The 24,097-nt window shown below is 68.0% G+C and carries 27 protein-coding genes and 1 riboswitch; of the genes, 13 read left to right on the top strand and 14 right to left on the bottom strand.

Going from position 1 to position 24,097, the window contains the following annotated elements:
• Nucleotides 1-80: 80 nt before the first annotated feature.
• Both L107_RS11925 and L107_RS11930 read right to left on the bottom strand, forming a co-directional pair.
• On the bottom strand, nt 81-788 hold the full coding sequence (locus L107_RS11925) for a hypothetical protein (protein ID WP_159819087.1): 708 nt from the start codon (nt 786-788) through the stop codon (nt 81-83).
• Between the two features lie 18 nt (nt 789-806).
• A complete protein-coding gene (locus tag L107_RS11930) occupies nt 807-1,271 on the bottom strand; it encodes an RDD family protein (protein WP_159819089.1) in 465 nt (154 codons plus the stop codon).
• A gap of 73 nt (nt 1,272-1,344) precedes the next feature.
• Here L107_RS11930 and L107_RS11935 point away from each other — a divergent pair, with 73 nt between their 5' ends.
• Together L107_RS11935 and L107_RS11940 are read left to right on the top strand one after the other, a co-directional pair.
• A complete protein-coding gene (locus L107_RS11935; protein WP_159819091.1) occupies nt 1,345-1,560 on the top strand; it encodes a hypothetical protein in 216 nt (71 codons plus the stop codon).
• Nucleotides 1,561-1,608: 48 nt separating this feature from the next.
• Entirely contained in the window at nt 1,609-2,013 is a 405-nt protein-coding gene (locus L107_RS11940) for a molecular chaperone DnaJ (RefSeq protein ID WP_159819093.1), read from the top strand.
• 53 nt (nt 2,014-2,066) lie between these two features.
• Here L107_RS11940 and L107_RS11945 read toward each other — a convergent pair whose 3' ends face one another.
• The 7 genes from L107_RS11945 to L107_RS11975 all read right to left on the bottom strand — a co-directional run bounded on the left by L107_RS11945 (nt 2,067) and on the right by L107_RS11975 (nt 10,040).
• Complete coding sequence (locus tag L107_RS11945; protein WP_236550656.1) at nt 2,067-2,693, bottom strand: isoprenylcysteine carboxylmethyltransferase family protein; 627 nt, start codon at nt 2,691-2,693, stop codon at nt 2,067-2,069.
• Between the two features lie 50 nt (nt 2,694-2,743).
• Nucleotides 2,744-3,736 carry a lytic transglycosylase domain-containing protein gene (locus tag L107_RS11950; protein WP_159819097.1) on the bottom strand — a complete coding sequence of 331 codons (993 nt, stop codon included), beginning with the start codon at nt 3,734-3,736 and terminating at the stop codon, nt 2,744-2,746.
• Between the two features lie 38 nt (nt 3,737-3,774).
• Entirely contained in the window at nt 3,775-5,727 is a 1,953-nt protein-coding gene (locus L107_RS11955; protein ID WP_159819099.1) for an alpha-amylase family glycosyl hydrolase, read from the bottom strand.
• A gap of 4 nt (nt 5,728-5,731) precedes the next feature.
• Nucleotides 5,732-6,637 carry a PfkB family carbohydrate kinase gene (locus L107_RS11960; RefSeq protein WP_236550657.1) on the bottom strand — a complete coding sequence of 302 codons (906 nt, stop codon included), beginning with the start codon at nt 6,635-6,637 and terminating at the stop codon, nt 5,732-5,734.
• Nucleotides 6,638-6,641: 4 nt separating this feature from the next.
• Nucleotides 6,642-7,478, bottom strand: coding sequence for an HAD-IIB family hydrolase (locus L107_RS11965; RefSeq protein ID WP_159819103.1), 837 nt, complete (start codon nt 7,476-7,478; stop codon nt 6,642-6,644).
• 25 nt (nt 7,479-7,503) lie between these two features.
• Nucleotides 7,504-9,663: an HAD family hydrolase gene (locus L107_RS11970; protein ID WP_236550658.1), complete on the bottom strand. Its 2,160-nt coding sequence runs from the start codon at nt 9,661-9,663 to the stop codon at nt 7,504-7,506.
• Nucleotides 9,664-9,788: 125 nt separating this feature from the next.
• Complete coding sequence (locus tag L107_RS11975; RefSeq protein ID WP_236550659.1) at nt 9,789-10,040, bottom strand: chlorophyll a/b-binding protein; 252 nt, start codon at nt 10,038-10,040, stop codon at nt 9,789-9,791.
• A 98-nt stretch (nt 10,041-10,138) separates the two neighbouring features.
• Between L107_RS11975 and L107_RS11980 the strand changes: the two genes are divergently transcribed.
• Nucleotides 10,139-10,438, top strand: a complete 300-nt coding sequence (locus tag L107_RS11980) for a hypothetical protein (protein WP_159819106.1) — start codon at nt 10,139-10,141, stop codon at nt 10,436-10,438.
• Here the strand turns inward: L107_RS11980 and L107_RS11985 are convergent.
• Together L107_RS11985 and L107_RS11990 are read right to left on the bottom strand one after the other, a co-directional pair.
• Nucleotides 10,419-11,375, bottom strand: a complete 957-nt coding sequence (locus L107_RS11985; RefSeq protein WP_159819108.1) for an isopenicillin N synthase family oxygenase — start codon at nt 11,373-11,375, stop codon at nt 10,419-10,421. The genes L107_RS11980 and L107_RS11985 overlap by 20 nt on opposite strands.
• Before the next feature lie 12 nt (nt 11,376-11,387).
• Nucleotides 11,388-12,194 (bottom strand): prohibitin family protein, encoded by an 807-nt coding sequence (locus L107_RS11990; protein ID WP_201295888.1) that lies wholly within the window; start codon nt 12,192-12,194, stop codon nt 11,388-11,390.
• Between the two features lie 77 nt (nt 12,195-12,271).
• On the opposite strand from L107_RS11990, the gene L107_RS11995 reads away from it, so the two are divergent.
• Genes L107_RS11995 through L107_RS12005 form a run of 3 tightly spaced genes read left to right on the top strand, consistent with a single transcriptional unit; the run spans nt 12,272 to nt 16,233 of the window.
• Entirely contained in the window at nt 12,272-13,225 is a 954-nt protein-coding gene (locus L107_RS11995) for an AEC family transporter (RefSeq protein ID WP_236550660.1), read from the top strand.
• A gap of 36 nt (nt 13,226-13,261) precedes the next feature.
• The gene (locus L107_RS12000; protein WP_159819110.1) at nt 13,262-13,843 is read left to right on the top strand and encodes a rhomboid family intramembrane serine protease; all 582 of its coding nucleotides are present in this window, start codon (nt 13,262-13,264) and stop codon (nt 13,841-13,843) included.
• A 5-nt stretch (nt 13,844-13,848) separates the two neighbouring features.
• Complete coding sequence (locus L107_RS12005; RefSeq protein WP_159819112.1) at nt 13,849-16,233, top strand: type II CAAX prenyl endopeptidase Rce1 family protein; 2,385 nt, start codon at nt 13,849-13,851, stop codon at nt 16,231-16,233.
• Here L107_RS12005 and ppk2 read toward each other — a convergent pair.
• From ppk2 to L107_RS12020, 3 genes are all read right to left on the bottom strand, one after another.
• Nucleotides 16,224-17,201 (bottom strand): polyphosphate kinase 2, encoded by a 978-nt coding sequence (gene ppk2, locus L107_RS12010; RefSeq protein ID WP_159819114.1) that lies wholly within the window; start codon nt 17,199-17,201, stop codon nt 16,224-16,226. The two genes, L107_RS12005 and ppk2, sit on opposite strands and share 10 nt — an antisense overlap.
• A 105-nt stretch (nt 17,202-17,306) precedes the next feature.
• Nucleotides 17,307-17,510 carry a hypothetical protein gene (locus L107_RS12015; RefSeq protein WP_159819116.1) on the bottom strand — a complete coding sequence of 68 codons (204 nt, stop codon included), beginning with the start codon at nt 17,508-17,510 and terminating at the stop codon, nt 17,307-17,309.
• Nucleotides 17,511-17,546: 36 nt separating this feature from the next.
• The gene (locus L107_RS12020) at nt 17,547-17,684 is read right to left on the bottom strand and encodes a hypothetical protein (protein WP_201295893.1); all 138 of its coding nucleotides are present in this window, start codon (nt 17,682-17,684) and stop codon (nt 17,547-17,549) included.
• 227 nt (nt 17,685-17,911) lie between these two features.
• Here L107_RS12020 and L107_RS12025 point away from each other — a divergent pair, with 227 nt between their 5' ends.
• From L107_RS12025 to L107_RS12055, 7 genes are all read left to right on the top strand, one after another.
• Entirely contained in the window at nt 17,912-18,190 is a 279-nt protein-coding gene (locus tag L107_RS12025) for a DUF3136 domain-containing protein (protein WP_106222890.1), read from the top strand.
• A 68-nt stretch (nt 18,191-18,258) separates the two neighbouring features.
• Nucleotides 18,259-18,418: riboswitch (guanidine-I (ykkC/yxkD leader) on the top strand.
• 31 nt (nt 18,419-18,449) lie between these two features.
• Entirely contained in the window at nt 18,450-19,664 is a 1,215-nt protein-coding gene (gene speB, locus L107_RS12030; RefSeq protein ID WP_159819120.1) for an agmatinase, read from the top strand.
• A gap of 4 nt (nt 19,665-19,668) precedes the next feature.
• Nucleotides 19,669-20,079 carry a hydrogenase maturation nickel metallochaperone HypA gene (locus L107_RS12035; protein WP_159819122.1) on the top strand — a complete coding sequence of 137 codons (411 nt, stop codon included), beginning with the start codon at nt 19,669-19,671 and terminating at the stop codon, nt 20,077-20,079.
• A gap of 6 nt (nt 20,080-20,085) precedes the next feature.
• On the top strand, nt 20,086-20,787 hold the full coding sequence (gene hypB, locus L107_RS12040; RefSeq protein WP_159819124.1) for a hydrogenase nickel incorporation protein HypB: 702 nt from the start codon (nt 20,086-20,088) through the stop codon (nt 20,785-20,787).
• A complete protein-coding gene (gene glnT / locus L107_RS12045; RefSeq protein WP_159819126.1) occupies nt 20,787-22,151 on the top strand; it encodes a type III glutamate--ammonia ligase in 1,365 nt (454 codons plus the stop codon). The genes hypB and glnT overlap by 1 nt, the downstream gene beginning before the upstream one ends.
• 149 nt (nt 22,152-22,300) lie before the next feature.
• The gene (locus tag L107_RS12050) at nt 22,301-23,311 is read left to right on the top strand and encodes an ABC transporter substrate-binding protein (RefSeq protein ID WP_159819128.1); all 1,011 of its coding nucleotides are present in this window, start codon (nt 22,301-22,303) and stop codon (nt 23,309-23,311) included.
• 5 nt (nt 23,312-23,316) lie between these two features.
• Nucleotides 23,317-24,093 carry an ABC transporter permease gene (locus L107_RS12055; protein ID WP_106222889.1) on the top strand — a complete coding sequence of 259 codons (777 nt, stop codon included), beginning with the start codon at nt 23,317-23,319 and terminating at the stop codon, nt 24,091-24,093.
• The last annotated feature ends 4 nt before the right edge of the window (nt 24,094-24,097 follow it).

Below are 24,097 nucleotides of genomic sequence, written 5' to 3' on the forward strand. Positions count from 1 at the left end.
TGCAGGCCTTGGTAACGCCCCCGGCCGCCGCTGCCAAGACGGGGATGGCGGGACGCAAATGCCCGTGGCTCCCGGGACGGTCAGGACCCGGTGGCCGGTTCCTCGCTTTGGGGCAGGACCGCCATGGCGCTGGCGATGGCGGTGTCCATCACGATGCGCAGGGCCAGGCAGGGATCGATCACCTCCCGCCCCATCGTGATCGCCTTCTGGGCCACCAGGCCGAACAGGATCGGCCACTCCACCGGCTCGGGGCAGAACCGCCGGGCCAGCGGCAGCAGGGCGGGCCAGAGGCTCGGCAGCGACTGCAGGGAGTCCGGCGACGGCTGATGGGCTTCGGGCACCTGGGGCACGCCGAAGTCCCCCTGGCCGAGGTGCTCGAGGCCATGGCGCCACAGCAGCGCCGGGTCCGGCAGGGCCGTGCAGCCCGCCTGCTGGGCGGCGCCGGCGGCCAGCCCCCAGGTGGAGTAGGGCTCATGGAAGAGGGCCTGGACCAGCCCTTCCCCCACCAGGCAGGAGCCCCCGTCCGCGGTGCCGACCACATGCAGCCCCGAGAGCTCCGCCCGGCCCGCCGCCCGGGAGCGGGCCCGCACGCCGGCCTGGCAGGCCTGGCCCGCCAGGGCACCGCACACCGCCAGGAGCGATTCGACGTGCACACCCCGCTCGGACGCCATGGCCTTGAGAAGCCGGCGGCTGATCTCCTCGGCACCGAGGCGGGCCCCCACGAGGGGGTCCTGGGCCCGGCGGGCGGCGATGGCCTCATCCAGGGGATCGCGGGAGGGAGCTGTCATGGCCGCAGGGAACAGGGGTCAGGGGGGTCCAGCCCCAGCGTTCCCGGCCCCGGTCGCGCGACGGGGCACATGGATCACCACCGTGCCGGCCAGCTTGTCGTGCCAGCCCTGGCGGCGGGGATCCCAGGCCGCCCAGAAGAAACCCAGCAGCAGGGGCAGCGTGGAAAGGAGATAGCCGATGTAGCGCAGGCACCACTGGCGCAGGCCGGGTTCGCCGCCGGTTGCGGCATCGACGATTCTCAGCCGCAGCATCAGCTTGCCGGGCGTGCCCTGCTTCCAGCGCCAGAACAGGATCACCACGAGGGCCGACACCACCGTGCTGACGACCAGCACCGCCGTCTCGTCAGGCACGGCATAGAGAAGGAGTGGCAGGGGGGCCGTGATGATCAGCATCAGCACCGAATCGATCAGCGAGGCCGCCGTGCGGACCCGGAATCCCGCGTAGGCGATGGCCGGGGCGGGGGGGGATGCGCTGCGCTCCATGGGGCCATCTTCTCCTCCCGGCAGCGTCAGGGGCGGAGCGGTGTTAGGACTGTGCAGATTCTCTCCATCGTCCATGCGAGCCCTTTCCTTTCTGTTCGCCCTGATGGTGGGTCTGGCCATGGCCTTTCTGGCACCGGCGATGGCCGGCGGCCACAACCAGGCCCCCGCAGCGATGGTGGCTCCGGAGATGGCCGCGATGGCGGACGAGCCCGCCGCTGACCAGCTGGTCAGCGACCTGCTCACCGACCTGAGCATCGATCCGGCCCCCGTCCTCGACGTCGCGGCCTGAGTCCCCACCACCTCACGCAACACAACGGTCGGGCTGGCACCTGAACCCATGGCTCGCACCCTGCTCGACCCCCGTCTGACCCTGGTCTCCCTGCGGCCGGATCAGCCCCGGAGTGCCCCCGCGGACAGCTCCGAGGCGCCCCGCGGCAAGGGCTTCTCCGGATCGCCCTCCCGCGGCCAGGGCAAGGCCTCGGGCACCAGGGGCCGCCGCAAGAAAGGCACGGGTCTCTCCGCCGCCGACCACGGTCCCCTGGGCCGCAGCCCCAGCCTGGAAGCCATCGAGGCCAGGGCCCGTCTCGGCCTGGCCCTGGCGGGCCGGCTGCGGGAATCCGATGTGAACCTGGCATGGAAGAAAGCCGCCGCCGAGCATCACCCGGACCGCGGCGGGCGCCACGCCACCATGCAGGCCGTCAACGCCGCCAGGGACGTCCTGCTGGGCCGGGGCCTGGGCTGAGGCCAGTGCTCCGTGTCCTGCTGCCCTTGATCGGCCTTGCCTGATCGGCCGCGCTAGATGAGCCCCGGCAGCAGCCACCAGCTGCTCCGGCGATAGGCCTCGAAACCGGGATAGCGCTCCGCCATGGACGCTTCCTTGCTGACCATGCGGGGCAGGTAGAGCGCCAGCACGGAGACGGGAAGCAGCCAGGCCCACGGCGAGCCGGCGATCACCGCGAAGCTGCTGTAGCGGAGCAGGTCGCCGAGGTAGTTGACATGGCGGACGCGGCGCCAGGCCCCGTCCGCCACCAGGGTGGCCCCCAGCACCTTGGCGGTGCCCTTCTGGACATCGGCCGCCGTGTTCAGCAGCGATCCGAAGATGTAGAGGCTGAGCCCGAGGGCGATGGTCACCGGGCCGATGGGCACCGGGTTGGCCATGGCCAGCCAGCCGGGGAGGGCGTAGAACACCCCGACGTAGAGCACGACCGCGACGGCCTGTGGCGGGCCCACCACCTCGGTGAAGAGCTGGGTGGTGCGCCAGGGGAACAGCACCTCCTCCAGCAGCCACCAGAGGCAGTAGCTGATGTGGAGGGCGAGGTAGATCGCGACCCGTTCCGACTCCAGCCCCAGCACCAGCGCAGGCACCAGCAGGGCCACGATGGTGGTCACCTTGGCGATGTTGATCGCTTGCAGCTGGGTCATCGGCAGCTGGGCCATCCGGAGCCCGACGGGGTTCCATGCTGGCAGGCGTCTCAGCGTCCCGGAGGGGCCGACGCGGGGAAGCGCTCCAGGTAGGTGGCGACCGCCAGGGGGCGGCTCTGGCTGTAGCCCACCGGCAGCCAGAGGTCGCCGGCTGAGGACGCGTAATGGATCTCCCAGTGGTACAGGCCCGTGAAGGCCGCCGGATCCATGCGCAGTAGCTCGGCGTAGAGCAGCACGGCCCGGACGTAATGCCGGCTGTTGTTGTAGCCCCACAGCCCCCGGCGAATGTCCCGCAGGCCTCCGCGCCGCACCAGGTAGCGGGCCGCCGCATGGATCGCGTCCTCGGGATCGCGGATGTCTCCCTTGCCGATGCCGGGCTCGGCCCAGGTGGTGGGGAGGAACTGCATCGGGCCCCGGGCGTCGGCGACGGAGACGCCGTCGATGCGGCCCATGCCCGTTTCAACCAGGTTGATGGCGGCCAGGACTTCCCAGGGAATGCCGGTGGCGGCGGAGGCCTCCCGGTAGTACCGCAGCAGGTCGGCGGCAGGCTCCGGAGGGATGATCCGCCAGGCGGGCACGACGGCCGGACGCCGCCCCCCCCGGTGCATGGCCAGAAACTCCCGACGGGCGGCCACATGGCGGTCCATCACCCCCTGCCAGCGGACGGGCAGGAAGCTCCGCACCCGGGCGGCCAGGGCCGGATCGGCGGCGAGCCGGCGATAGGTGACCTGCTGGCGATGCCCCAGCTCGCCCAGGAGCCCGGTCGGGGTGTCGGCGGACCGCAGGGCGGCCTCCGCGGCGGCCAGCTGGGAGGCGATGGCGGCGGGGTCGGCCGGCAGCCGGGGGTAGGCCCGCGGGGCCGGCTGGGGCGGCGCCGGCTCCGTCGGCGGGGCTGGTGGCGACGCTGACGTCGCATCCGGGGGAGAGGCGGCAGCGGGGCTGGCGGTGGGGTGGCCGGTGGGCGCTTGCGGCACCGACACGGTGACCGCCAGTGCCGCCGAGGCCAGCAGCAGGGCCAGCAGCACGGGGGTGACGACGCGCATGGGCAGGGGAAGCGTCGGGCGGGGGGGGAATCGGGCGCTCAGGTCTTGGTCAGCCAGCAGAACTGGTAAGCCTGCAGCACGATGCGGCTGCCGGACTGGGACGGCCGACGGCCCGAGTGAAGATCCACCAGTCCATCGTGACTGCTGAAGACCGACGGCACCAGGCTGTCGAGATCGAAGAACCGGGGCTGGTCGTTGAAGTTGGCCACCACCAGGACCAGCTCGGATGGCCGCAGGGGGTTGGTCCGCACGAACGCCAGCAGGTGGTCATTCTCCAGGGGCAGGATCTGACGATTGTTGAAATCGGCGAAGGCTGAAATCTCCTTGCGAATCGTGATCATCTTCTTGATCGCCGAGAAGATGGTGTGTTCCACGGTTCCCTGTTTCCGCCTGAGCTCCGCCCTGGCCCAGTCGATCTTCGGGCGATGCACCCACCGGGTGTCATTGCACTTGCTGGGGTCATCGTAGAAGCTGTAGTCATTCAAGACGCCCAGGGCATCGCCGTTGTAGATGAGCGGGATGCCACCGAACGACAGAATGACCCCGTGCATCAGCAGGATGCGGCTGATGGCCGTGGCGATCAGGGCCTGATCCTTCGACTCAAGGGCCGACTCCAGACCGACCAGGGAGGCCAGGGACCCGCAGATGCGGGCATCGCCCGTGGTGTCGTTGGGCATGAAGGTGAGTCCGCGGGGGATCGCATCGAAATCCCCCTTGAAGTAGTCGATCAGGAAGCGCCGGTGGGCGCGGGGGTCGTAGCCGACCTGCTCGATGTCACGGTCATCGAAACCGAAGCCGATATCGTCATGGCAGCGGACATAATTGAGCCAGGTGGCCCGCTCCAGCTTGTTGGGCAGGCTCTTGAGGCCCTGGCAGAGGAGCCGGGTGTTGCGGGTGGCCACCGCGTCCCACAGCAGCGCCATCAGGGTGGCGTTGTAGGCAATCTCACATTCCTTGGCAACGATGGCATCTTCGCCGAAGTATTTGGTGATTTCGGTGGGGGCGACGATGGCCTCAGCGATGAACAGGACCCCCGGTGCGGTCACCTGACAGCAGTCCTTCATGAGCTGCAGGATGAGGTGGGCCTTGCGCTCGTTCTGGCAGGTGGTACCCAGCTTCTTCCAGAGGAAGGCAACGGCATCAAGCCGCAGAACATCGACGCCCTGGTTGGCCCAGAACAGCAGCACATCGAGCATCTCGATGAACACCGCAGGGTTGGCGTAGTTGAGGTCCCACTGGTACTCGTGGAAGACCGTCATCACCCACTTTCCCATCTCCCCATTCCAGGTGAAATTGCCAGGATCGCTCTCAGGGAAGACTTCCGGCATCGTTTGCTCAAAGACATCCGGGATGTCCCTGTCGTCGAATACGTGGTAGTAATCCTGGTAATGCCTCTCCCCAGCCATCGCACGCCTGGCCCACTCGTGCTCATCCGATGTGTGATTCAGGACGATATCCAGAACCAACAGGATGTCGCGCTTCCTGAACTCGTCGGCGATCCTGCGCAGATCATCAAGCGTGCCGACCCTGTCATCAATTTTGCGAAAATCGCTGATCGCATAGCCCCCATCGCTCTTGCCGGATGGGCACATCAGAATCGGCAGGATGTGCACCATGTTGATGCCCAGCTCCTGGAAGTAGCTGATCTTGCTGGCCAGATCCGGCAGGTTCTCCGCGAAGCCATTGGAGTAGACGGCCATCCCGACCCACTTCTGGGAGAGGAACCAGTTGTGGTCATCCTCCCTCTCAATATCGAGGGATTCAAGATCAGGCGAGCGGTCGATATAGCCTCTCGCCATGGTTTCGACCAGACACAGAAGCTGCAGCTTGAAGTCGTCACGATGACCATAGAGGGTGACGAACAACGAATGAATGGCGTAGAAGTTGGCACCGAGCCTGGTGTAGAAATGGCGCAGGTCCTGGCGCCGGATCTCCGGTCGCAGGTCGTCCAGAATCGCGTTCAACAGGGAGTGGGAGATCTGCTCGTACATCGGCTCAGCCGACCCCCCAGGCACTCAGAAACCGGGCGTAGAGCGATGGGTCATCGATGGTGGCACCGCGCCGTGACACCAGGGCCGCCGCGAAGTCCCCGGCACGGCCGAGGCTCTCGGCCCATGGCCACTGCTGGCTGAGCCCCAGCAGAAGCACGGCGGCGAACCCATCCCCCGCCCCCACCGTGTCGACCACCGGGCCGGCGGCGGCAGGGGCCACGGCAAGGATCTCGCCGTCACACCAGAGCAGGGCACCGAGGGCGCCGCGGGTGACCACCAGCGTCTCCAGCCGGTGACGCCCGGCAAAACGGTGCATGGAGGCGGCCAGGTCGTCCCGATCGTCCCCGGGAGGGGCGTCCGGGCTCAGCAGGGCCAGCTCTGCGGCATTCAGCTTCACGTGGTGGGCCCCATCCACGAGGGGCAGAACCGTCTCCAGCGACCACCAGGGTGGGCGCAGGTTCACATCCAGGACGATCGGGCCCTGATGGCGCGACGTCAGGCTGGCCAGCGCCGCCGCCGACGCCGCATGGCGAAGGGCCAGGGTGCCGTGATACAGGATCCCCGTGGCTGGAACCTGGCCAGGCCCGGGCGATTCGATGAAATCGTAGGCACAGCCCGACACGATCTCATAGGTGGGCTCGCCATCCACCAGGCTGACGCTCACCCGACCGGTGCCGTGGATCGGATCGGTCTGCAGAGCGGAGCCGTCCAGGCCCCAGTGCCCCATGGCGGAGAGAATGCGCTCACCCCTGGCGTCCCTGCCGACCCGGCTGACGAGGCGGGGAGACTGGCCGAACCCCCTGAGGTGCCAGGCCACGTTGAAGGGGGCCCCGCCGAGGACCTCGGTGCCATCGGGGAAACAATCCAACAGGACTTCGCCGAAGACGGTGATCGCACAGGGTGCCTGCATCCGGTCACTCCAGCTCCCGCACGGCATCGGCATGAAAGTGGCCGATTCCTTCCAGGATGCCCGAACTGTAGTTGCCGTTCATCCCCAGGAAGCCACCCCTGGCCAGATACAGACGATCCTCGGTGCCCAGGCGCGTGGATTCCGCCAGGGCCTGCGCCTTCACATCGGGGTGGGCATTGGCGACCAGCACGGCTGGCACGGAACTGGTGAGTACGGACAGGTCATTGCCACTGTCGCCGGCAAAGATCGTCTGCTGGCATGACAGTCCCTGCTCGCGCATCAGAAACTCGATCGCCTGAAGTTTGCCCGCCCGCCGGGGAAGGATATCCAGCAGGCCGATGGCAGCGGCTTCATCAACACTGTGAACAAGACAGACGGCGACATCGCGTTCCTGCAGGCGGGCAAGGATCTCCCGGTTCAGGGCCGGAAGATCGGCCTCCCGTGGAACGAAGAAACTGAGCTTGTGGGAGTTCTGTCGGCTTTCCGGCTGCAGCGTCAAACCGGACACCTCGGAGAGCACCAGCGCCAGATCGGACCAGCGATCACCTTGCCAGTCCTCCGAGATGTGCCTGGACCACGCTTCCAGAGGGGACCAGCCATGGTTCCGCCTGGCGTAGATGGAACTGCCCACATCGGCGACGATCCAGTCGGGCTCAGGCAGTCCGTAGTCGTAGATCGCCTCCTCCACTAGGGCCAGATGGCGGCCACTGACGTAGGCCAGTCGCGTCTGCGGCCGGGAGACCAGCTGGGCGAAGGCCGGCCGGGCACCCACCGATTCGGTGGCCTCGCCGTTGGGCAGAAGGGTCCGGTCCAGGTCGGTGCAGATCAGGAGAGGGGGCATCAACGGGTGGCGACGAGCTGCGACATCAACGGAAAAAACCATAGTGATCGATCGCTTCGAGGATGCCGGCTGCATGCGATCCCTCGGAGAAGTACACCCGCTCGGTATCGTTGAGCTGGTCGAGCTCATCGCGATGGGGGCTGTCCACGACCACCCCCAGCGTGTTGCCCCGGAGCATGTCCTCATCACCCCGGGAGCCTCCGTTCACCAGCACCTTCCCGAGAGGAATGTTCCAGCGGTTGGCCACGTACCGGAGGGCCTGTCCCTTGGAAGCGCGGGCGGGGACGAAGTCGAGGAACTGCCCGAAGGAAAGACTGGTGTGGGCGGACAGCTCATGCTGACGCAGGAGCGTGAGAATCTCCTCGAGGGGAGGCGCCTGGTGTTCATCGTAGTAATAGGAGAGCTTGAAACGGCTCTGGTGCTCCTTCTCCTGCAGGGTCAGGCCAGGCAGCGATTCCATGAGGCGATGCAGGACCTGGGGGGTCCAGAGATGGTCGATGTGGTGGGTCCAGGCGATGTCCGTGGTCAATTGGGGTGGGGTGTAGATCTCCGTGCCGAGGCTGGTGATCAGGACATCGGGCATCGGGATCCCATGCACCTTCAGGAGCTTGAGCACCGAGTTCAGCCGTCGTCCGGTCGCAATGCCGAACAGAACCCTGCGATGGTGCTGCCGGATCAGCTTCACAAACTGAGCGAGAGCCCCAGGATCGCCCAGCAGGGTGTTGTCGATGGCCGTGAAGATCGCGCGGGTGCGGGTCTGCACTGCCGGGGCCTTCGACAGAGGGGCCGGCCGGGTCTTTTCGCGAGCCTGGAGGACCAGACCTCCCAACCGTTCGAGATAGTTCCTGGCGTGGGCTTCCCACGAATAAAATCTGGCGACATTCGCCAAGCCATTGCGGCAGAATGTGGACCACAATTCCCCATCCTCAAGAATCTGCAGCAGCGCCCTGGTGATGGAGGTCTCGTCAAGGGGATCAATCAGCAGACCGTTTCTGCAGTTCCCGATGATGTCGACCGGCCCGCCCACCTCCGTGGCCACCAGAGGCAGCCCGCTGGCTGCTGCCTCCAGAAGCGTGAGCCCGAAGGGTTCGGTGAGGGCGGGGTTGACGAACACACCCTTCGAAGCGGCCGCTAACCGATAGATGTCGGCCACATCGCTTGGGGAATGGTGCTTGGGCAGGGCCACCAGCCCATTGAGCTCATGGCAGTCGATGACCAGGAGCAATTCCGTGAGGACGTTCTGGGCACCTTCCTGGAGTTCACGGATGTCATTACGATTGCCGGCAATGATGACAAGATTCGCAAGCTCCTTGAGGCGTTCCGAGGTCCCATAGGCTTCCAGAAGGGAAACGATGTTCTTGCGTTTATCTGGCCTTGAGAGGGCCAGGATCATGGGCTTTTCGGGTTCCCGGAGATACTTGCCAAGGGTGCTGGCAAAGGGGACGGGGCCATCCTCGGGGTCGGGAGGATGGAACTGATTCAGGTCGGTCCCCGGTGGAATGACCGACATCTTCTCCGGGGTGTAGCAATCGTAGAGCTCATATTGGTCTTCAATCTCATTATGCGTACTCGTGATCACAAGGTTGGCACTGTTCAGCACATCCTCTTCGGCACTGATCCTTTCCGCCATCCGGTAGCGCTGCTGAATCTCTTCCACCGGCAATCCCAGGGCCAGGAGCCTCCGCAGCTTGTCCCGACCCAGGGAGTGGCCCGTATGGACAAGGGGGAGGCCGGTGAGGTGGGAGAGGCGGACACCGACATAGCCGGCATCGGCATAATGGCTGTGCAGCACATCGGGTCGACGCGGCTGGCGATGGAGCCAGGAGTGCAGCTCATCTGTGAAAGCATCGAGATGGCCCCAGAGCTCTTCCTTTGGGAGGTAGAGATCCGGTCCGGCAGCGATGCGAATGATGCGAGCCTTCCTCTCAAGAGGCTCAACGGGCCTGGCATAGTCCGCAGACACCTCGGGATCCCGGATGCAGCGGGTGACCAGATCCACCTGGGCAACGCCCGGTTGCTGGGCCAGGGCCCTGGTGAGCTCCACCACATACTTCGTCTGTCCTCCGGTATCGGCATCACGACCCAATTCCAGATTCTCCCCGCGGATCAGGCCATGGATGCTGATCATCAGGATGTAAAGAGAATGGTCGCGGCTATCCATCGGCATTGTTTCGGCGTCAGACAACCCTGGAGGCACTTCAAAAAATCACCCGATCCGTCCCGTGCTCGCCGCATCGACCCCTCGTTGTCGGCTGCCCGCCGGGACCCGCTCCCGTGCCGCCGATCGGGCCATGGGCCTGACGTACGGACTCAGCCCAGCAGCCAGCGCAGCATCAGGGCCAGCTGACCGACAATCCCCCTGCCGGTGAACGCCTCGCCGATCAGGGCCGCCAGGAATCCGATCATCGCCACCCGCCCGTTGAGTCGCTCGACCCCGGCCAGGGCGGAGCGATTCCAGGGGCGGGAGGTGGTGAGGCCCTCTCCGAACCGCTCCAGGGGCTCGTACAGAAACGGCGATCCGACCGCGTCCGGACTGGGTTGCTGCCTGCTGCCTTCGTCCACGGATGACCCCCTCGGATGCATCCAGCCTATGGGCCACCGCCGGACCGGTGGCGCACCCGCAGGATCCGGGTACAGTACAGTTGTACCAGAGGCCCGCCATGGCACCCGGCCAGATCGATCCTGCGGTGGCCCCACTGCGGCAGGCCAACCCCCAGCGTTTCCGGGAGGCTCGAGCCGGTCACCTGGCCGTCGTCGCCATGGCCGGCAGACCATGGTTCATCGGCCGGATCTGCGAGCTCAGCGGCCCCACACCGGCGGATTTCGCCCGGGTGCTCAACATCGACACCGGCGACATCGAGAGAATCCCGGCACCCTGGATCGTCGAACTCATGGGCGACGGCGGCCTTCTCAACGAGCGCCATCCTCGCCAGCGGATGATCAGTTCTCGAGCAGGTTGATGCGGTACAGCACCTCCTCGAGGGCATCTGCAGCGGAGATGGCGCTGTAACGCTGCGGCTGATCCGGGCCGCAGCAGGAGGGCACCGGCGCCAGGACCGTCCAGGGCCGGGCATGGCAGAACTGCACGACGCTGTGGCGCTCACCGGTGGCCCCCGGCGGCGCCACCACCCGATGCCAGCCGGTGGGGATGCGGCCGTTGGACAGACGCTCCAGCATCAGCCCCGTGTTGATGATCACCCGCCCCTCCGGCGGGGCCGCCTCCAGCCATTGCCCGGCCACGCGCACCTGCAGCCCCGGCCCGGTGGCCCTGGGCAGGGCGGTGATCAGATTGATGTCCCCATGGGCCGCCGCCCACACATGGCCCTGCGCCGGAGCCTGGGCCATGGGGGGATAGCGCAGGGCCCGGGTGAGGGTGGGGGCCTCACGCACCATCTCCTCGAAGAAGCCCTCGGCGCAGCCCATGCCCACGGCGATCACCCGCAGAAAGCGGCGCTGGAGATCGGCGATCGCCCGGTGGAACTCCCCCAGCACGGCGGTGATGCCGGGAACGGCTGTCTCCGGCAGGACCTGCTCCGGGTAGAAGGACGGGAACCGGAGCCGCAGGGGATGCCCGGGCGGCAGCGGCTCCGACCAGTTCAGCATCTCCTTCCAGTCCGGCCGGTCGCTGCCCGCGGCCGTCTCCACCAGCACCTCCGTGTAACCGGTCTGGCCGCTGGCGCCGGGGGCCCGGAAGCGCCGCTTGGTGTCGGCCTCCAGGGCGAAGAAGCGCTGCAGGAGCCCGTAGGCGGTGTCCAGCAGGTCGACGGGCAAATCGCTGCTGGTGTAGACGAAGCCGCTGGCCAGGCTGCGCCTCACCCCATCGACCACGGCGTCCCGAGCCCTCCCGTCGCCCCGCTCGAAGGCCAGCAGATCCACATCGAGAATCCCCTCGTCCATCGGGCGTCCTTCTCAGCGGCGGCCATTGACGATCACCGGGCTGCCGCCGCCCCCGGCCGCCCCCGGCAGAGCCGGCACCACCGAGGTCTGGCCGTCCCACTTGTCGAGGAACAGCTTGTAGAGCACCTGGTCGTCGAGGCTGGAGTTGAGGGTCTGGTAGCGCTTGGCCTCCTGCTCGGCGATCAGCACCTCCGTCTGGGCCCGCAGCAGCTGCTGCTCGGCGATCTGCTTCTGCTCGATGGCGGCGCGGTACTCCTCGGCGATCTGCAGACCCGTCAGATCCAGACCCTGCACGGTCACGTAGTCGAACTTGCGCAGCTCCTCGGCCACCTTCTCCTGCACCAGTTCGGAGATGGAGTTCCACTCGGTGGCGATGGTCACCAGTTCGTACTGGGAGAACACCGACTTGAGGGCCTTCAACAGGGACGGCTGAATCACCCGCGGGTAGATCTGCTGGTCGTCGGTGGCGATGGTTTCGTAGATGCGGCCCGCCTCGGCCGGCTTCATGGCGTACTTCACCGTGGCCGTGGCCTGGATCACCTGCAGGTCCTTGGTGAGGGTGGAGAACTGCTCCGGCCGCACCTGGGTGCGCACATCGAAGAGGGAGGTGTTCTGGGCCAGGGGGATCTTGAGGTTGGCCCCGGGCTGCCGCGGCGCGCCGGTGACCTTGCCGAGGGTGGTGACCACCGCCACGCTGCCCGCCGGCACGATGAACACCGTCTGGGTGAGCAGCACCAGGCCGGCGAGCGCGGCGGCGAAGAGCAGTTGCCAGAGGCCGCCGAAGCCGTTGTCGGCCCCGGAGCGCATGGGGGATTGCATCGGAGACCTGGGCACCTGGGGAAGCGACGACCCTAGGCAGCGCCGCAGACCGGGGGCCGCCATGGTGGGGGCGCCCGATGGCCTGGGGAGGGCTGGTGCTGCGGTTCCTGCTCGAACTGGTCCCGCCCCTGGGTGTCGGCCTGCTGCTGGGGATGCGGTTCCCCGGGCTGCCCGGACGGCTCGCCCCGCCGTTGATCCACTGGGGCATCCCCATCAGCCTGGTGGCCCTGCTGCTGCGGGCGGGCTTCCGGGCCGAACTGCTGACGGCGGCCCTGATGGCGGCGGTCGCCTCGGGCCTGGGCCTGCTGCTGATGCGCCTGCCGGCCCTGGGCCGGCGCATCCCCGAGGGCAGCCTGCAGCTGGGCTGCATCGTGGGCAACACGGGCTACTGGGGGCTGCCCGTGGCCCTGGCCCTGCTGCCGGCCGAGGCCATCGGCTTCACGATCGCCTTCGATCTGATGGCCACCCTGATCACCTGGAGCCTCGGTCCGCTGCTGGTGGACCGGCGGGCCGGCGGCGTCCGCCGCCAGCTGCTGGGGCTGGCCACCAGCCCGGCCATGCGGGGGCTGGCGCTGGCCGTGCTGCTGCAGCAGACCCCCTGGAGGGCAGCGCTGGCCGCGTGGCTGTGGTGGCCGGCCCGGCTGGTGGTGCTGGTGGCCCTGGCCCTGGTGGGGATGCGGCTGGGCCTGATGCTGCGGCGCCGCCCGGCCGGCCTGGTCGGGGGAGGCCTCCTGGTGGCGCCCCTGGTGGGCAAGCTCCTGGTGCTGCCGGCGGCCATGCTGCTGCTGACCGGCCTGCTGGGGCTGCCCTCCGCCCTGCGGGACGCGGTGGTGCTGCAGGCGGCGGCCCCCACGGCCCTCTCGGTGCTGCTGCTCACGGAAGCGGCCGGCGCCGGGCAGCGGCCGGCCCCCGAAGCCGGGGGGCGGCAGGCGGTCGAGGCGGTGGCGACGCTGGTGCTCTGGAGCACCGCCCTGGCCCTGGTCTCGGTTCCGCTGTGGTGGTGGCTGCTGAGCGGTCCGCTGGGGAGCTAGGACAGGCCGACACGCACTGCCCGTCCGCCTGCGGCCATGGCCGGTTCCCTTGCCCAGCGGCTCGACCGCAGCCTGTCCCGTCTCAAGGGCATGGCCGTGCTGCCGGTCCTGATCCTGGCGGTGCCCTGGGCCCAGGAGATCATCGACCAGGTCTTCTTCGGGGGCCGCTGGAACCTGCCGATGGTGCCGGGGGGCCCCTTCCTCGGGGTGCTCACCGCCCCCTTCAGCCACGGAGGCTTCGGCCACCTGATCAGCAACAGCCTCTGGTTCCTGCCCCTGTCCTGGCTGGTGCTGGCCAAGAGCCGGGGCGACTACCTGGCGGTATGGCTGGGGGTCTACGCCACCGCCATCCCGGTGTGGCTGTTCTGGCACCAGGCCAGCCATGGCCTCTCCGGGGTCATCTACGGACTGCTGGGCTACCTGCTGCTGATCGGCTGGCTGGAGCGCCGCCCCCTCTCGATCCTGCTGTCGCTCACCGCGCTGGTCGCCTATGGGGGGGCGCTGCCCAGCCTGCTGCCGTTCCTGAGCCCCCCGGGGGTGAGCTGGATCGGCCATGCCTCCGGTTTCGTCGGCGGCGTGCTCGCGGCCCTGGCGATCCACCGGGAAAGCGGCGGTTAGCACCCATGGCGCCGCCCCCTGTCGAGCCCGGGCGGCCCCGCCCCGACCGCCGCCGCCGGCTGGCGCTTCTGGCGGCCGCCTTGGCGATGGTGCTGCTGGTTCTGCCCCTGGCCCGGGGTGCCCTGGGGGCCACGTCCCCCCCACCGCCCACCAGCTACGACCTGGCCTGGCGCGCCCCCTTCAACCGCCCGGAGCACTATCCACTGGCGCGGCGGCCGGATCCGGCCTTTTACCGCCCCCACGGCGACTGGTTCGGTCGCCTGATCCTTCCGGCAGCGGCCGAGATGGCCACCGGCGACGGTGACTGGGTATGGCTGGAGCTGGAGCAGGCCCCGGCGGGCCACGACGGCCTCGTCGGCCAGCGCCTGCGGCTGGGCTGGCGCGACGAGCCGATGCTGCGGGCCCTGGTGGGCAAGGTGAGCACGCCGGTGCGGCTTGGCGACCAGGCCGCTCTGGCGGCGCGGCAGGGCAATGTGGTGCCCACCCGCCTCGACGGCCGCAACGACGTGGGGCCGCTGCAGACCCTGGCGGGGGCCCATCCCCACGACGACATCACCGTGGCGCTGGAGGAGGTAAGCGTCGAGCGGCAGGACGGGGACACCGTGCTCCGGATCGGTCGTCCGCCCCTGCAGAGCACGGGGCGCTGGGTGGCTCTGGTCCGGCTGCTCTCCCGCGACCCCGCCGACCCGGAGCGCTTCCGGGTGCAGCACTATGACCGGGGCCGCAGGGACTTCGGCAGCGCGATCGAGACGGTGCGACTGCCCCGCCAGCCCCCCGATCGCCATGGCCGGCGCTTCTTCGACCCCCAGGGACTGCTGGAGTCCCCCGTGGGACGCGACGGCTGGTACCTCTACGGCGCCCCGGACAGGCAAGGGACCTTCACCGCCCAGGCCCTGGAACCGCGCCTCCTCACCCGTCTGGAGAGCGACCGGGTTCTGCGGGGCACCGCGGCCGGCCTCAACGCCATCAGCCGGGTCAACTGGAGTGACAGCGAGACCCGGCGCGGCCGCTTCAGCCGGGTGGGCCTGGTTCCCGATGGGGAGCAGGCCCCCTGGCAACCCGGTGACCGCTCCCTGGTGATCCACAACTTCGGCGGCATCGGCGGGCCCGATGGCGAGCCGATCAGCGGCTTCACCGTGACGGGCCACTTCGCCTTCGGCGCCGCCCGGGTCGTGCTCGATCCCTTCACCGGGGAGCCCCGCTTCGACGTGCGCTACCACCAGATCTACGCCAACAATCCCAACGGCATCGTCTCGGGCAGCCAGGACTGGAGCGCCTACACCGGCAACCTGCAGCGGGGCTGGCTCGGAACGCGACCGATCTCGGACGTGCTGGTGCGCACCGACCCCCTGCTGCTGGAGGAACTGGCCCTCCAGGCGGAGGTGCTGATGGCCCGCTACCGCAGCGGCGACGGCGGCGGTGTCTCGCTGGTGTCCCCGGCCATCTCCTGCGTGCAGGATTCCAGCCAGGCCCTGTGGATCGCCATCGACCAGCTGCGCCGCCGCCGCCGTGCCCTCGACGGCACCGAGCTGCCCCGGCTTGCCTCCCTGGCCCGCTCCCTCGATGCCCTGCTCACCCCGTTCGGCATGGTCCGCGCCGACTGGCGCCACAACGCCGCGCTGATGGACCGCCCGGGCGATGCACCGGACCGCTTCCGGGCCAGCCCCAGCCTCTGGGATGGGCTGCTCAGCTGGCGCTCCATGCTGCCCCGTCGCGCCCACGACGAGATGGCCCGGGTGTTCCTGCGCCACGGGGACCCGCTCCATGTCCTGCGCACCAACCAGCTCCCCGGCGCCGACCGGCGCCTGGCTCCCCTGGCGCCGACCCAGCTGCTCGGCCAGCTGCCCGTGGTGGGGCTGGCCCTGCCCCGGCTGATGGATGCGTTCTTCACGCCCCTGAGCCCAGCCGGCCTGGCCCTGACGGCCCTGCTGCTGGGGGCCTACGCCGCCATCGCCCTGCCCCTGGGGCGCCGCTGCGGCTTCCTGCCAGCGACGGCTTCAGCGGTGCGGCCGTGGCTGCTGCTGCGCCGGGCCCCGGCCCTGCTGCTGTCCCCGGCGCTGGTGGAGGAGACCCTGTTCCGGGGCGCCCTGCTGCCCCACCCCCTGGAGGGACTGGGCAGGGCGGACACCGTCGCCTGGGGGGCGTTGAGCGTGGGGCTCTTCGTCGCCTGGCATCCGCTGGCGGGCCGGCTCTGGTACCGCCAGGGCCGGAGGCTGTTCGACGACGGCCGCTTCCTGCTCATGGCCGGCCTGCTGGGGGTCGCGTGCGTGGTCGCTTACCAGGTCACCGGGTCCATCTGGGCGCCGGTGCTGATCCACTGGCTGGTGGTGCTGATCTGGCTGGAGCCGCTCGGGGGCCGCCGCTGGCTGGACGCGGGGATTCAGGGGTAGGCGTTGGGCACGAAGAACTGCTCGTTCATCGGCGGACGCTGGTAATCGGACCCGCTCTTGCGGGGGGGCAGTTCGATCGCCTTGGGTGTCATGTCCTCATAGGGGACCTTGCTGAGCAGATGGCGGATGCAGTTGAGCCTGGCCCGGCGCTTGTCATTGGCCTCGACGGTGAACCAGGGGGCCTCCGGGATGTTGGTATGGGCGAACATCTCGTCCTTGGCCCGGGAGAACTCCACCCAGCGATCCCGGGATTCCAGATCCATCGGGCTCAGCTTCCAGCGGCGGGCCGGATCCTCCAGGCGGGAGCGGAACCGGGCCTCCTGCTCGTCGTCGCTGACGGAGAACCAGTACTTGATCAGGGTGATGCCGCTGCGCACCAGCATGCGCTCGAACTCCGGACAGGAGAGCATGAACTCCTCCACCTGCTCGGGCGTGCAGAAGCCCATCACCTTCTCGACGCCGGCGCGGTTGTACCAGCTGCGGTCGAACAGGACGATTTCACCGGCGGAGGGGAAGTTCTCCACATAGCGCTGGAAGTACCACTGGGTCTTCTGCTGGTCGGAGGGGGTGCCGAGGGCCACCACGTTGCAGCCCCGCGGGTTGAGCGGCTCGGTGATGCGCTTGATGGTGCCGCCCTTGCCGGCCGCATCCCGACCCTCGAACAGCAGGATCATGCGGTAACCCACATGCTTGACCCAGTACTGCATCTTCACCAGCTCCACCTGGAGCCGGGCCAGTTCCTTTTCGTAGAACTTGCGATCCAGCTTGGGGGGGCGTCCCTCGGAATGGTGGGAGAGGTCGTCGAGAATCGGCGAGGGCCTGTAGAGATCCGACTCACTCACACCGGAGGAGGCGAGACCGTTGCCATGGGCGCTGTCCGAGCGGTGTTTGCCTGCGGCGTCCTTCTTCTTCGGCGACTTGATCTTCAGGGTCTTGATCTTGAGACCACCTTTGTCCTTCTTGCCCATACCTTTGCTCTTCCTGCTGACAGTGGTGTGCTGTCTACGGAATAGCGGGTCGAAGGGAGCCCGAGAGCAGCAAGGGACACCCGGCGGCAAAGCGAGGGATTTTCTTCATGTTGGCGCCGGTGCCGGCGCGCCGCCCGTGGGAGCGAAGAGAGGGGTCGGCAGGTCGGAGGCGGCCACCCACTGGGCGATCAGCTGCTCCTGCCGCACCAGGCGGTAACGGTTCCGCTCGCTGGGATGCTGCCGGTACTGTTCCCTCAGGCTCTCAAGCCTGGCCATGAGGGAGTGGTAGACGGGGTGGTTCTTGTTCATCACCTCACGCGGGAGGCATCAACAGGGGATGAGGGCTCAGCCGGCGACGCTGACACCGGGGGCCCACTGGGCGATCAGCTGCTCCTGGCGCACGACGCGGTACCGGTTGAGCTCGTTGGGGAGGTGGCTGTACTGGTCGTTGAGGGAGCGGAGCTGCTCCAGCAGCGCGTTCATGACGGGATGGTCCTTGTACATGCCGGGCATTCCTCTGCTGACCAAACCTTAACTGAATCGGAAGGGGAGCCACCCCCCGGCGCCGGGCTGGTCAGGGAACCCCCATGGCGCTCGCCTCTGGCCGATCGGCGACCGGCGCGGGAATGTCCCCGGATGGGGGGCGCGCCCCGGCCACCGATGGACGACAGTGGACGGATCTCTGCGGGGCCTGCCCCGAAGGATGGCCGATGACCGCCCGATCGCTTCCAGCGTCCCTGCCGAAGGTCACGATCCCGAAAGTCACCATCGGTGAACTGGAGGCCAATTATTCGATGTATTGCAAGGCCCTGCGCCTGCTGGTCCGGGAAGGTCGGACCCTCAAGAAGATCCAGCGCACGGTCTGCTGGCACCGGCTCGAGCAGCTGCACCAGTGCCTGCCGAGCCAGTACAAGGATCCGGACTATCTCTTCCTGCTGCTGCGCCGCGAGACCAACCGCAAGGCGGCCGGTCTCCCCTGCCCCACCTGAGGCCAGCGCCCGAATCCCGTAGCAACCGTCACAACCCTCCCGCCCGGGGGCCTTCAGGATCGTTAGGCGGAAATTGCTTCTAGGGTTCCGGTCTCCCATTGCTGGCATTGCCATTCCTGGCACTGCCGGCAACCGGGGAGATGCCTGGTCCGAGAGAAGCGCACCCACCGGATCCGAGAACCCTGTTCTCACCGGTGCGTGGCACGGAGGGACAAAAGCCCGGGAGACCGCCCCACCCCCACCGTGCCCAGAGGTCCGAATGAACGATCCGTCCAGCGGCCGCCCGTCCGATGCGGCCGGCGCCTTCGACCGGGGCCCCCACCCGTCCGGCAGTGAAGGGGCCCGGGCCCTGGAGAAGGAAGCCTCCCTGCCCCTCACCGGCTGGCAACAGGAAGTCGACCAGGGACACCGCTACGGGCTGGAGGCCGCCGAGAGCATCGTCGACCGGCGCATCTCCACCTTCTCCCGCGGTGAACTGCCCCATTTCGCGGGCATCAACACCTTCATGAAGGCGCCCTACATCGAGGACGTGAACCGCGTCGGCGAATTCGACGTGGCGGTGGTGGGCGTTCCCCACGACAGCGGCACCACCTACCGGCCCGGCACCCGCTTCGGCCCCCAGGGCATCCGGCGCATCTCGGCCCTCTACACCCCCTACAACTACGAGATGGGGGTGGATCTGCGGGAGCAGATCACCCTCTGCGACGTGGGTGACATCTTCACCATCCCCGCCAACAACGAGAAGAGCTTCGATCAGATCTCCAAGGGCATCGCCCACGTGTTCGCCAGTGGCGCCTTCCCGATCATCCTGGGCGGCGACCACTCGATCGGCTTCCCCACCGTCCGGGGCGTCTGCCGCCACCTCGGCGACAAGAAGGTGGGCATCATCCACTTCGATCGCCACGTCGACACCCAGGAGAGCGACCTGGACGAGCGCATGCACACCACCCCGTGGTTCCATGCCACCAACATGGCCAACGCCCCGGCCGAGAACCTGGTGCAGCTGGGCATCGGCGGCTGGCAGGTGCCCCGGGAGGGGGTGAAGGTCTGCCGCGAGCGGGGCACCAACGTGCTCACCGTCACCGACATCTGCGACATGGGCCTGGAGGCGGCGGCCAAGTACGCCATCGAGCGCGCCACCGACGGCACCGACTGCGTCTACATCTCCTTCGACATCGACTGCATCGATGCCGGCTTCGTGCCGGGCACCGGCTGGCCCGAGCCCGGCGGCCTGCTGCCGCGCGAGGCCCTCAAGCTGCTGGAGCTGATCGTGCGCAACGTGCCGGTCTGCGGCCTGGAGGTGGTGGAGGTCTCCCCCCCCTACGACGTCAGCGACATGACCTCCCTGATGGCCACCCGGGTCATCTGCGACACCATGGCCCACCTGGTGGTGAGCGGCCAGCTGCCCCGCAAGTCAGCCCCCGCCTGGCTCTCCAGGGACTGCAACATGCAGGTCGACCGCGCCTGGAGGTAGGGGCGTGCACGAAGTCGACATGACCCGCTGCCTGCTGCTCTCCATGAACGCGTGGAAGCAGCAGCACGCCCCCCGGGTGCCGGCGGTGGATCGGGTCCACCTCGAGGTGGGCACCTTCACCTGCGTCGAACCCGACCAGCTGGTGGTCACCTGGGCCGATGCCGTCAAGGGGAGCTGGCTCGACGGCGCCGAGCTGGTGATCGAGTCGGTGCCCCTGGTGGGGCGCTGCATCCGCTGCCAGGCCACCTACAGCCCCGATCCCGCCGAGGGCTTCCGCTCCCCCTGCTGCCAGCACCCGATGGAGGAGATCGTCAGCGGCCGCGAGCTGCGGATCCGCTCCGTCGCCTACGGCTTCGAAACCGCCCCGCCCACCTCCGCACCGCCCACCGCTTCGCCCACCACCGCCGCCCGCTGATCCGCCATGCACATGCCCCTCGAAGACAGCCTCGGTCTCAATCTGCTGGCGGCCAACCAGCACCGGGCCGACCACAACCGCGAGCACTTCGACGCCTGGAACCTGCTCTGCCTCAACGTGATGAGCAGCCCCGGCGCCGGCAAGACCTCCCTGCTGGAGCGCAGCCTGGCCGCCCTCGCCGGCCGTTGGGCCATGGCCGTGCTCGAAGGCGACATGACCACCCTGCTCGATGCCGAGCGGCTGGAGGCCGTGGGGATTCCGGTGGTGCCGATCACCACCGGTCGCGCCTGCCACCTGGATGCCGCCATGGTCAGCGGCGGCCTGAAGCTGCTGCGCCAGCGGCTCGACCCCGCCACCCTCGACATCCTCTGGGTGGAGAACGTGGGCAACCTGGTCTGCCCGGCTGAGTTCGCCATCGGTGAGCACCGCAAGGTGGCGCTCCTGAGCGTCACCGAGGGGGACGACAAGCCGCTCAAGTACCCGGTCATGTTCCGGGAAGCCGACTGCGTGCTGATCACCAAGGTGGACCTGCTGCCCCACCTGCCGGTGGATGTGGAGCGGATCGAGGCCCACATCCGCCAGGTGAACCCCCGCACCGCCGTGTTCCGCCTCTCCGCGACCACCGGAGAGGGCTTCGAGGCCTGGCACGACTGGCTCGACGCCCAGCGCCAGGCCGTCCAGACCTCCCCCGCCCTGATGCACGCCTGATGAGTCACCAGCATCCCGCCTCCGACCCCACCACGGCCCTGCAGGCCGACCTGCGTTCCAAGGGGGTCCGCTATGCCCTGGCGAGCTTCGTGGATCTGCACGGGGTGAGCAAGGCCAAGGCCGTGCCCCTCGAGCACCTCGGCCAGATGATGGCCGGCTCCGAACTGTTCACCGGGGCGGCCCTCGACGGCGTCCCCCAGGAGGTGAGCGATGACGAGGTGGCCGCGGTCCCCGATCCCAGCAGCGTCACCGTGCTCCCCTGGCAGCCGGAGGTGGCCTGGTTCGCCAGTGATCTGCATCTGCACGGCCGTCCCTTCGAGGCCTGCAGCCGCCACATCCTCGGCCGGGTGCGCCAGGAAGCCGCCGCCATGGGCTTCCGCTTCAACCTCGGCATCGAGACCGAGTTCTTCGTCCTGAAGAAGGGGGCGGCGGGGGGCTGGGTCCCCTTCAGCGACCGCGACACCCTCGACAAGCCCGCCTACGACGTGCGCGGCCTGCTCGACAACCTGCCCTGGCTGGACGAGCTGGTGCAGGCGATGAACGGCCTGGGCTGGGGGGTCTACTCCTTCGACCACGAGGACGGCCCCGGCCAGTTCGAGACTGATTTCGACTACGCCGACGTGCTCACCATGGCCGACCGGCTCACCTTCTTCAAGCTGATGGCCAAGGAGATCGCCCATCGGCACGGTCTGCTGGCCACCTTCATGCCCAAGCCCTTCGGCGACCGCACCGGCAGCGGCGCCCACTACAACATGTCCCTGGCGGACGTTCAGACCGGGGCGAACCTGTTCGCCACGCCCGAGGCGACCCCCGGCAAGGTCACCCGGCTGGCGGAACACTTCATCGCCGGTGTGCTGCGCCACGCCCCCGCCATCTGCGCGGTGATCGCCCCGACGGTCAACAGCTACAAGCGCCTGGTGGCCCAGGGAAGCATGTCGGGGTTCACCTGGGCACCGGTGTTCGTCTGCTACGGCAACAACAACCGCACCAACATGTTGCGGATTCCCTCACCCGGTGGCCGGGTGGAATGCCGGGCTGCCGACATCTCCTGCAACCCCTATCTCGGCGCCGCCCTGATGCTGGCGGCCGGGTTGGAAGGGATCCGGGAAGAACTGGATCCCGGCGCCCCCAACCTGGTGAATGCCTACACACTCAGCGCCACGGAACGGGCCGAACGGGGCCTGAACATGCTGCCCCGAACGCTCGGTGAGGCGGTGGAGGCCTTCGCGGCCGATCCACTTGCCGAAAGCGTATTCGGTGATGCCATGTTCCAGGCGTTTGTCTCCTACAAACGTGAAGAGTGGGAGTCCTACCACTCGGCTGTTTCCGAATGGGAACAGCATCGATACCTGGAGTTCTTCTGAGCCTCTTCACGGGTAGCTCCCTTCACCCATCCACCCACGCAACCAGGTCCCGAACCCAGCCCACGATCCAGTTCACCATCGACTCGGAAACTCGCCGGAAACGCGCGACTTCCTCTCCGAGCAGCCACCGCCCCTCCCCCGATTTCCTGATGTTGAAAGCCACCCTTTTCCGTCGTCAACGCCGGGCCATCGCCCTCGCCCTGATGGCCGCCCTCGGGGGAGGATTGCTGGCCGGTTGCCAGCAGCCGGCCAGCCAGGAGACGCCCGTCAAGATCGGCTACAGCGCCTGGCCGGGCTGGTTCCCCTGGAAGGTCACCGAGGTCAAGGGGCTGTTCGACAAGCAGGGGGTGGCGGCCTCGATGCAGTGGTTCGACGGCTATCTGGATTCGATCAACGCCCTCAACGCCGGCCAGCTCGACTGCAACAGCCAGACCCTCAACGACACGATCAGTTCGGTGGCGGGGGGAGCCGATCTCCAGGTGGTGCTCCAGAACGATTTCTCCACGGGCAATGACCAGATCATCGCCGCGGCCGAGATCAAGTCGATCCCTGATCTGAAGGGCAAGAAGGTCGCCGCCGAGGAAGGCACCGTCGACCACTTCCTGCTGCTGAAGGTGCTCAAGGAGGCGGGTCTCTCCGCCAAGGACATCACCTTCGTTCCCCTCGAAACCGGCGCCGCCGCCGCCGCCTTCGCGGCGGGCAAGGTGGATGCGGCGGGCGTGTATGCGCCGTTCACCACCCAGGCCCTGAAGCGGCCGGGCAGCCGGGCCCTGGCCACCTCCAAGGATCACCCCGGGGCGATCAGCGATCTGCTGGTCTGCCGCACGGAATTCGTCGCCAAGAATCCCGAGAAGGTCCAGAAGATCGTCAACGCCTGGTTCGCCACGCTCGCCACGATCAAGGACGACCCCGCCGGCACCCTGCCGATCCTGGTGGAGCGCTCCGGTGTCAGCGAGGCCGAGTTCAAGGAGTACAACGCCGGCACCACCATCATGACCCTGGAAGAGAACCGGACCAACTTCAAGCCGGGCACCACGATGCTGTCGCTGCCCTATGCCGCCGAGCAGATCAGCGCCTTCCTGGTGGAGACGGGCCTGGCCAAGACCAAGCCCGACCTCACCAACCTGCTGAATTCCCAGTTCGTCGACAACGCCCGTTGAGCACCATGGCCCGGTCCCCCGCCCTGCGCCGCCTCCTCAGCCACCCCTGGGTTCTGGGGGTGCTCGGCATCCTCACCGTCTTCCTGATGTGGTGGCTGGTCACCGCCAGCGGCATGGTCGACAAGCTCTTCCTGCCGAGCCCCGGAGCGGTGTGGCTGGCGGGCAGCGACCAGTTCCAGCGCGGCATCCTGGTGGCGGATGCGGTGGCCAGCATCCAGCGGGTGTTCATCGGCTTCGCCATCTCGGCAGGGCTGGCCCTGCCGATCGGCATCGCCATGGGCACGAACCGCACCATCTGCCACTTTCTTGAGCCGCTGATGGCGCTGATCCGCTACATGCCGGCGCCCGCTTTCATCCCCCTGCTGATCATCTATTTCGGTCTCGAAGAGCTGCCGAAGGTGATGCTCATCTTCATCGGCACCTTCTTCTTCAATACCCTGATGATCATGGATGCGGTGAAGTTCGTTCCCTCCGAACTGGTGGAAACGGCCCTCACCCTGGGGGGCCGGGGCCTGCCGATCCTGACCCGGGTGGTGGCCCCCTACATCGCCCCCCAGGTCCTCGACACCTACCGGATCAACATGGCCTCGGCCTGGAACCTCGTGATCGTCGCCGAACTGGTCGCCGCCAACGAAGGACTGGGCAAACGCATCAGCCTGGCCCAGCGATTCCTGCGCACCGATGAGATCTTCGTCGGCCTGATCGTGATCGGCCTGATCGGCCTGATGATCGATCTGGGTTTCCGGTTTCTGATGCGACGGTCCTGTTCCTGGGCCAATTGAACCC

Origin of the sequence: Cyanobium sp. Copco_Reservoir_LC18, from assembly GCF_009834675.1 — a bacterium.
Taxonomy (GTDB): Bacteria; Cyanobacteriota; Cyanobacteriia; order PCC-6307; family Cyanobiaceae; genus Cyanobium; species Cyanobium minutissimum.

What these genes read in the sequence shown, in the direction of transcription:
- L107_RS11925 (WP_159819087.1), bottom strand. Translation starts at nt 788, where the DNA reads ATGACAGCTCCCTCCCGCGATCCCCTGGATGAGGCCATCGCCGCCCGC.
- L107_RS11930 (WP_159819089.1), bottom strand. Translation starts at nt 1,271, where the DNA reads ATGGAGCGCAGCGCATCCCCCCCCGCCCCGGCCATCGCCTACGCGGGA.
- L107_RS11935 (WP_159819091.1), top strand. Translation starts at nt 1,345, where the DNA reads ATGCGAGCCCTTTCCTTTCTGTTCGCCCTGATGGTGGGTCTGGCCATG.
- L107_RS11940 (WP_159819093.1), top strand. Translation starts at nt 1,609, where the DNA reads ATGGCTCGCACCCTGCTCGACCCCCGTCTGACCCTGGTCTCCCTGCGG.
- L107_RS11945 (WP_236550656.1), bottom strand. Translation starts at nt 2,693, where the DNA reads ATGACCCAGCTGCAAGCGATCAACATCGCCAAGGTGACCACCATCGTG.
- L107_RS11950 (WP_159819097.1), bottom strand. Translation starts at nt 3,736, where the DNA reads ATGCGCGTCGTCACCCCCGTGCTGCTGGCCCTGCTGCTGGCCTCGGCG.
- L107_RS11955 (WP_159819099.1), bottom strand. Translation starts at nt 5,727, where the DNA reads ATGTACGAGCAGATCTCCCACTCCCTGTTGAACGCGATTCTGGACGAC.
- L107_RS11960 (WP_236550657.1), bottom strand. Translation starts at nt 6,637, where the DNA reads ATGCAGGCACCCTGTGCGATCACCGTCTTCGGCGAAGTCCTGTTGGAT.
- L107_RS11965 (WP_159819103.1), bottom strand. Translation starts at nt 7,478, where the DNA reads ATGCCCCCTCTCCTGATCTGCACCGACCTGGACCGGACCCTTCTGCCC.
- L107_RS11980 (WP_159819106.1), top strand. Translation starts at nt 10,139, where the DNA reads ATGGCACCCGGCCAGATCGATCCTGCGGTGGCCCCACTGCGGCAGGCC.
- L107_RS11985 (WP_159819108.1), bottom strand. Translation starts at nt 11,375, where the DNA reads ATGGACGAGGGGATTCTCGATGTGGATCTGCTGGCCTTCGAGCGGGGC.
- L107_RS11990 (WP_201295888.1), bottom strand. Translation starts at nt 12,194, where the DNA reads ATGCAATCCCCCATGCGCTCCGGGGCCGACAACGGCTTCGGCGGCCTC.
- L107_RS11995 (WP_236550660.1), top strand. Translation starts at nt 12,272, where the DNA reads ATGGCCTGGGGAGGGCTGGTGCTGCGGTTCCTGCTCGAACTGGTCCCG.
- L107_RS12000 (WP_159819110.1), top strand. Translation starts at nt 13,262, where the DNA reads ATGGCCGGTTCCCTTGCCCAGCGGCTCGACCGCAGCCTGTCCCGTCTC.
- L107_RS12005 (WP_159819112.1), top strand. Translation starts at nt 13,849, where the DNA reads ATGGCGCCGCCCCCTGTCGAGCCCGGGCGGCCCCGCCCCGACCGCCGC.
- ppk2 (WP_159819114.1), bottom strand. Translation starts at nt 17,201, where the DNA reads ATGGGCAAGAAGGACAAAGGTGGTCTCAAGATCAAGACCCTGAAGATC.
- L107_RS12015 (WP_159819116.1), bottom strand. Translation starts at nt 17,510, where the DNA reads ATGAACAAGAACCACCCCGTCTACCACTCCCTCATGGCCAGGCTTGAG.
- L107_RS12020 (WP_201295893.1), bottom strand. Translation starts at nt 17,684, where the DNA reads ATGAACGCGCTGCTGGAGCAGCTCCGCTCCCTCAACGACCAGTACAGC.
- L107_RS12025 (WP_106222890.1), top strand. Translation starts at nt 17,912, where the DNA reads ATGACCGCCCGATCGCTTCCAGCGTCCCTGCCGAAGGTCACGATCCCG.
- speB (WP_159819120.1), top strand. Translation starts at nt 18,450, where the DNA reads ATGAACGATCCGTCCAGCGGCCGCCCGTCCGATGCGGCCGGCGCCTTC.
- hypB (WP_159819124.1), top strand. Translation starts at nt 20,086, where the DNA reads ATGCACATGCCCCTCGAAGACAGCCTCGGTCTCAATCTGCTGGCGGCC.
- glnT (WP_159819126.1), top strand. Translation starts at nt 20,787, where the DNA reads ATGAGTCACCAGCATCCCGCCTCCGACCCCACCACGGCCCTGCAGGCC.
- L107_RS12050 (WP_159819128.1), top strand. Translation starts at nt 22,301, where the DNA reads ATGTTGAAAGCCACCCTTTTCCGTCGTCAACGCCGGGCCATCGCCCTC.
- L107_RS12055 (WP_106222889.1), top strand. Translation starts at nt 23,317, where the DNA reads ATGGCCCGGTCCCCCGCCCTGCGCCGCCTCCTCAGCCACCCCTGGGTT.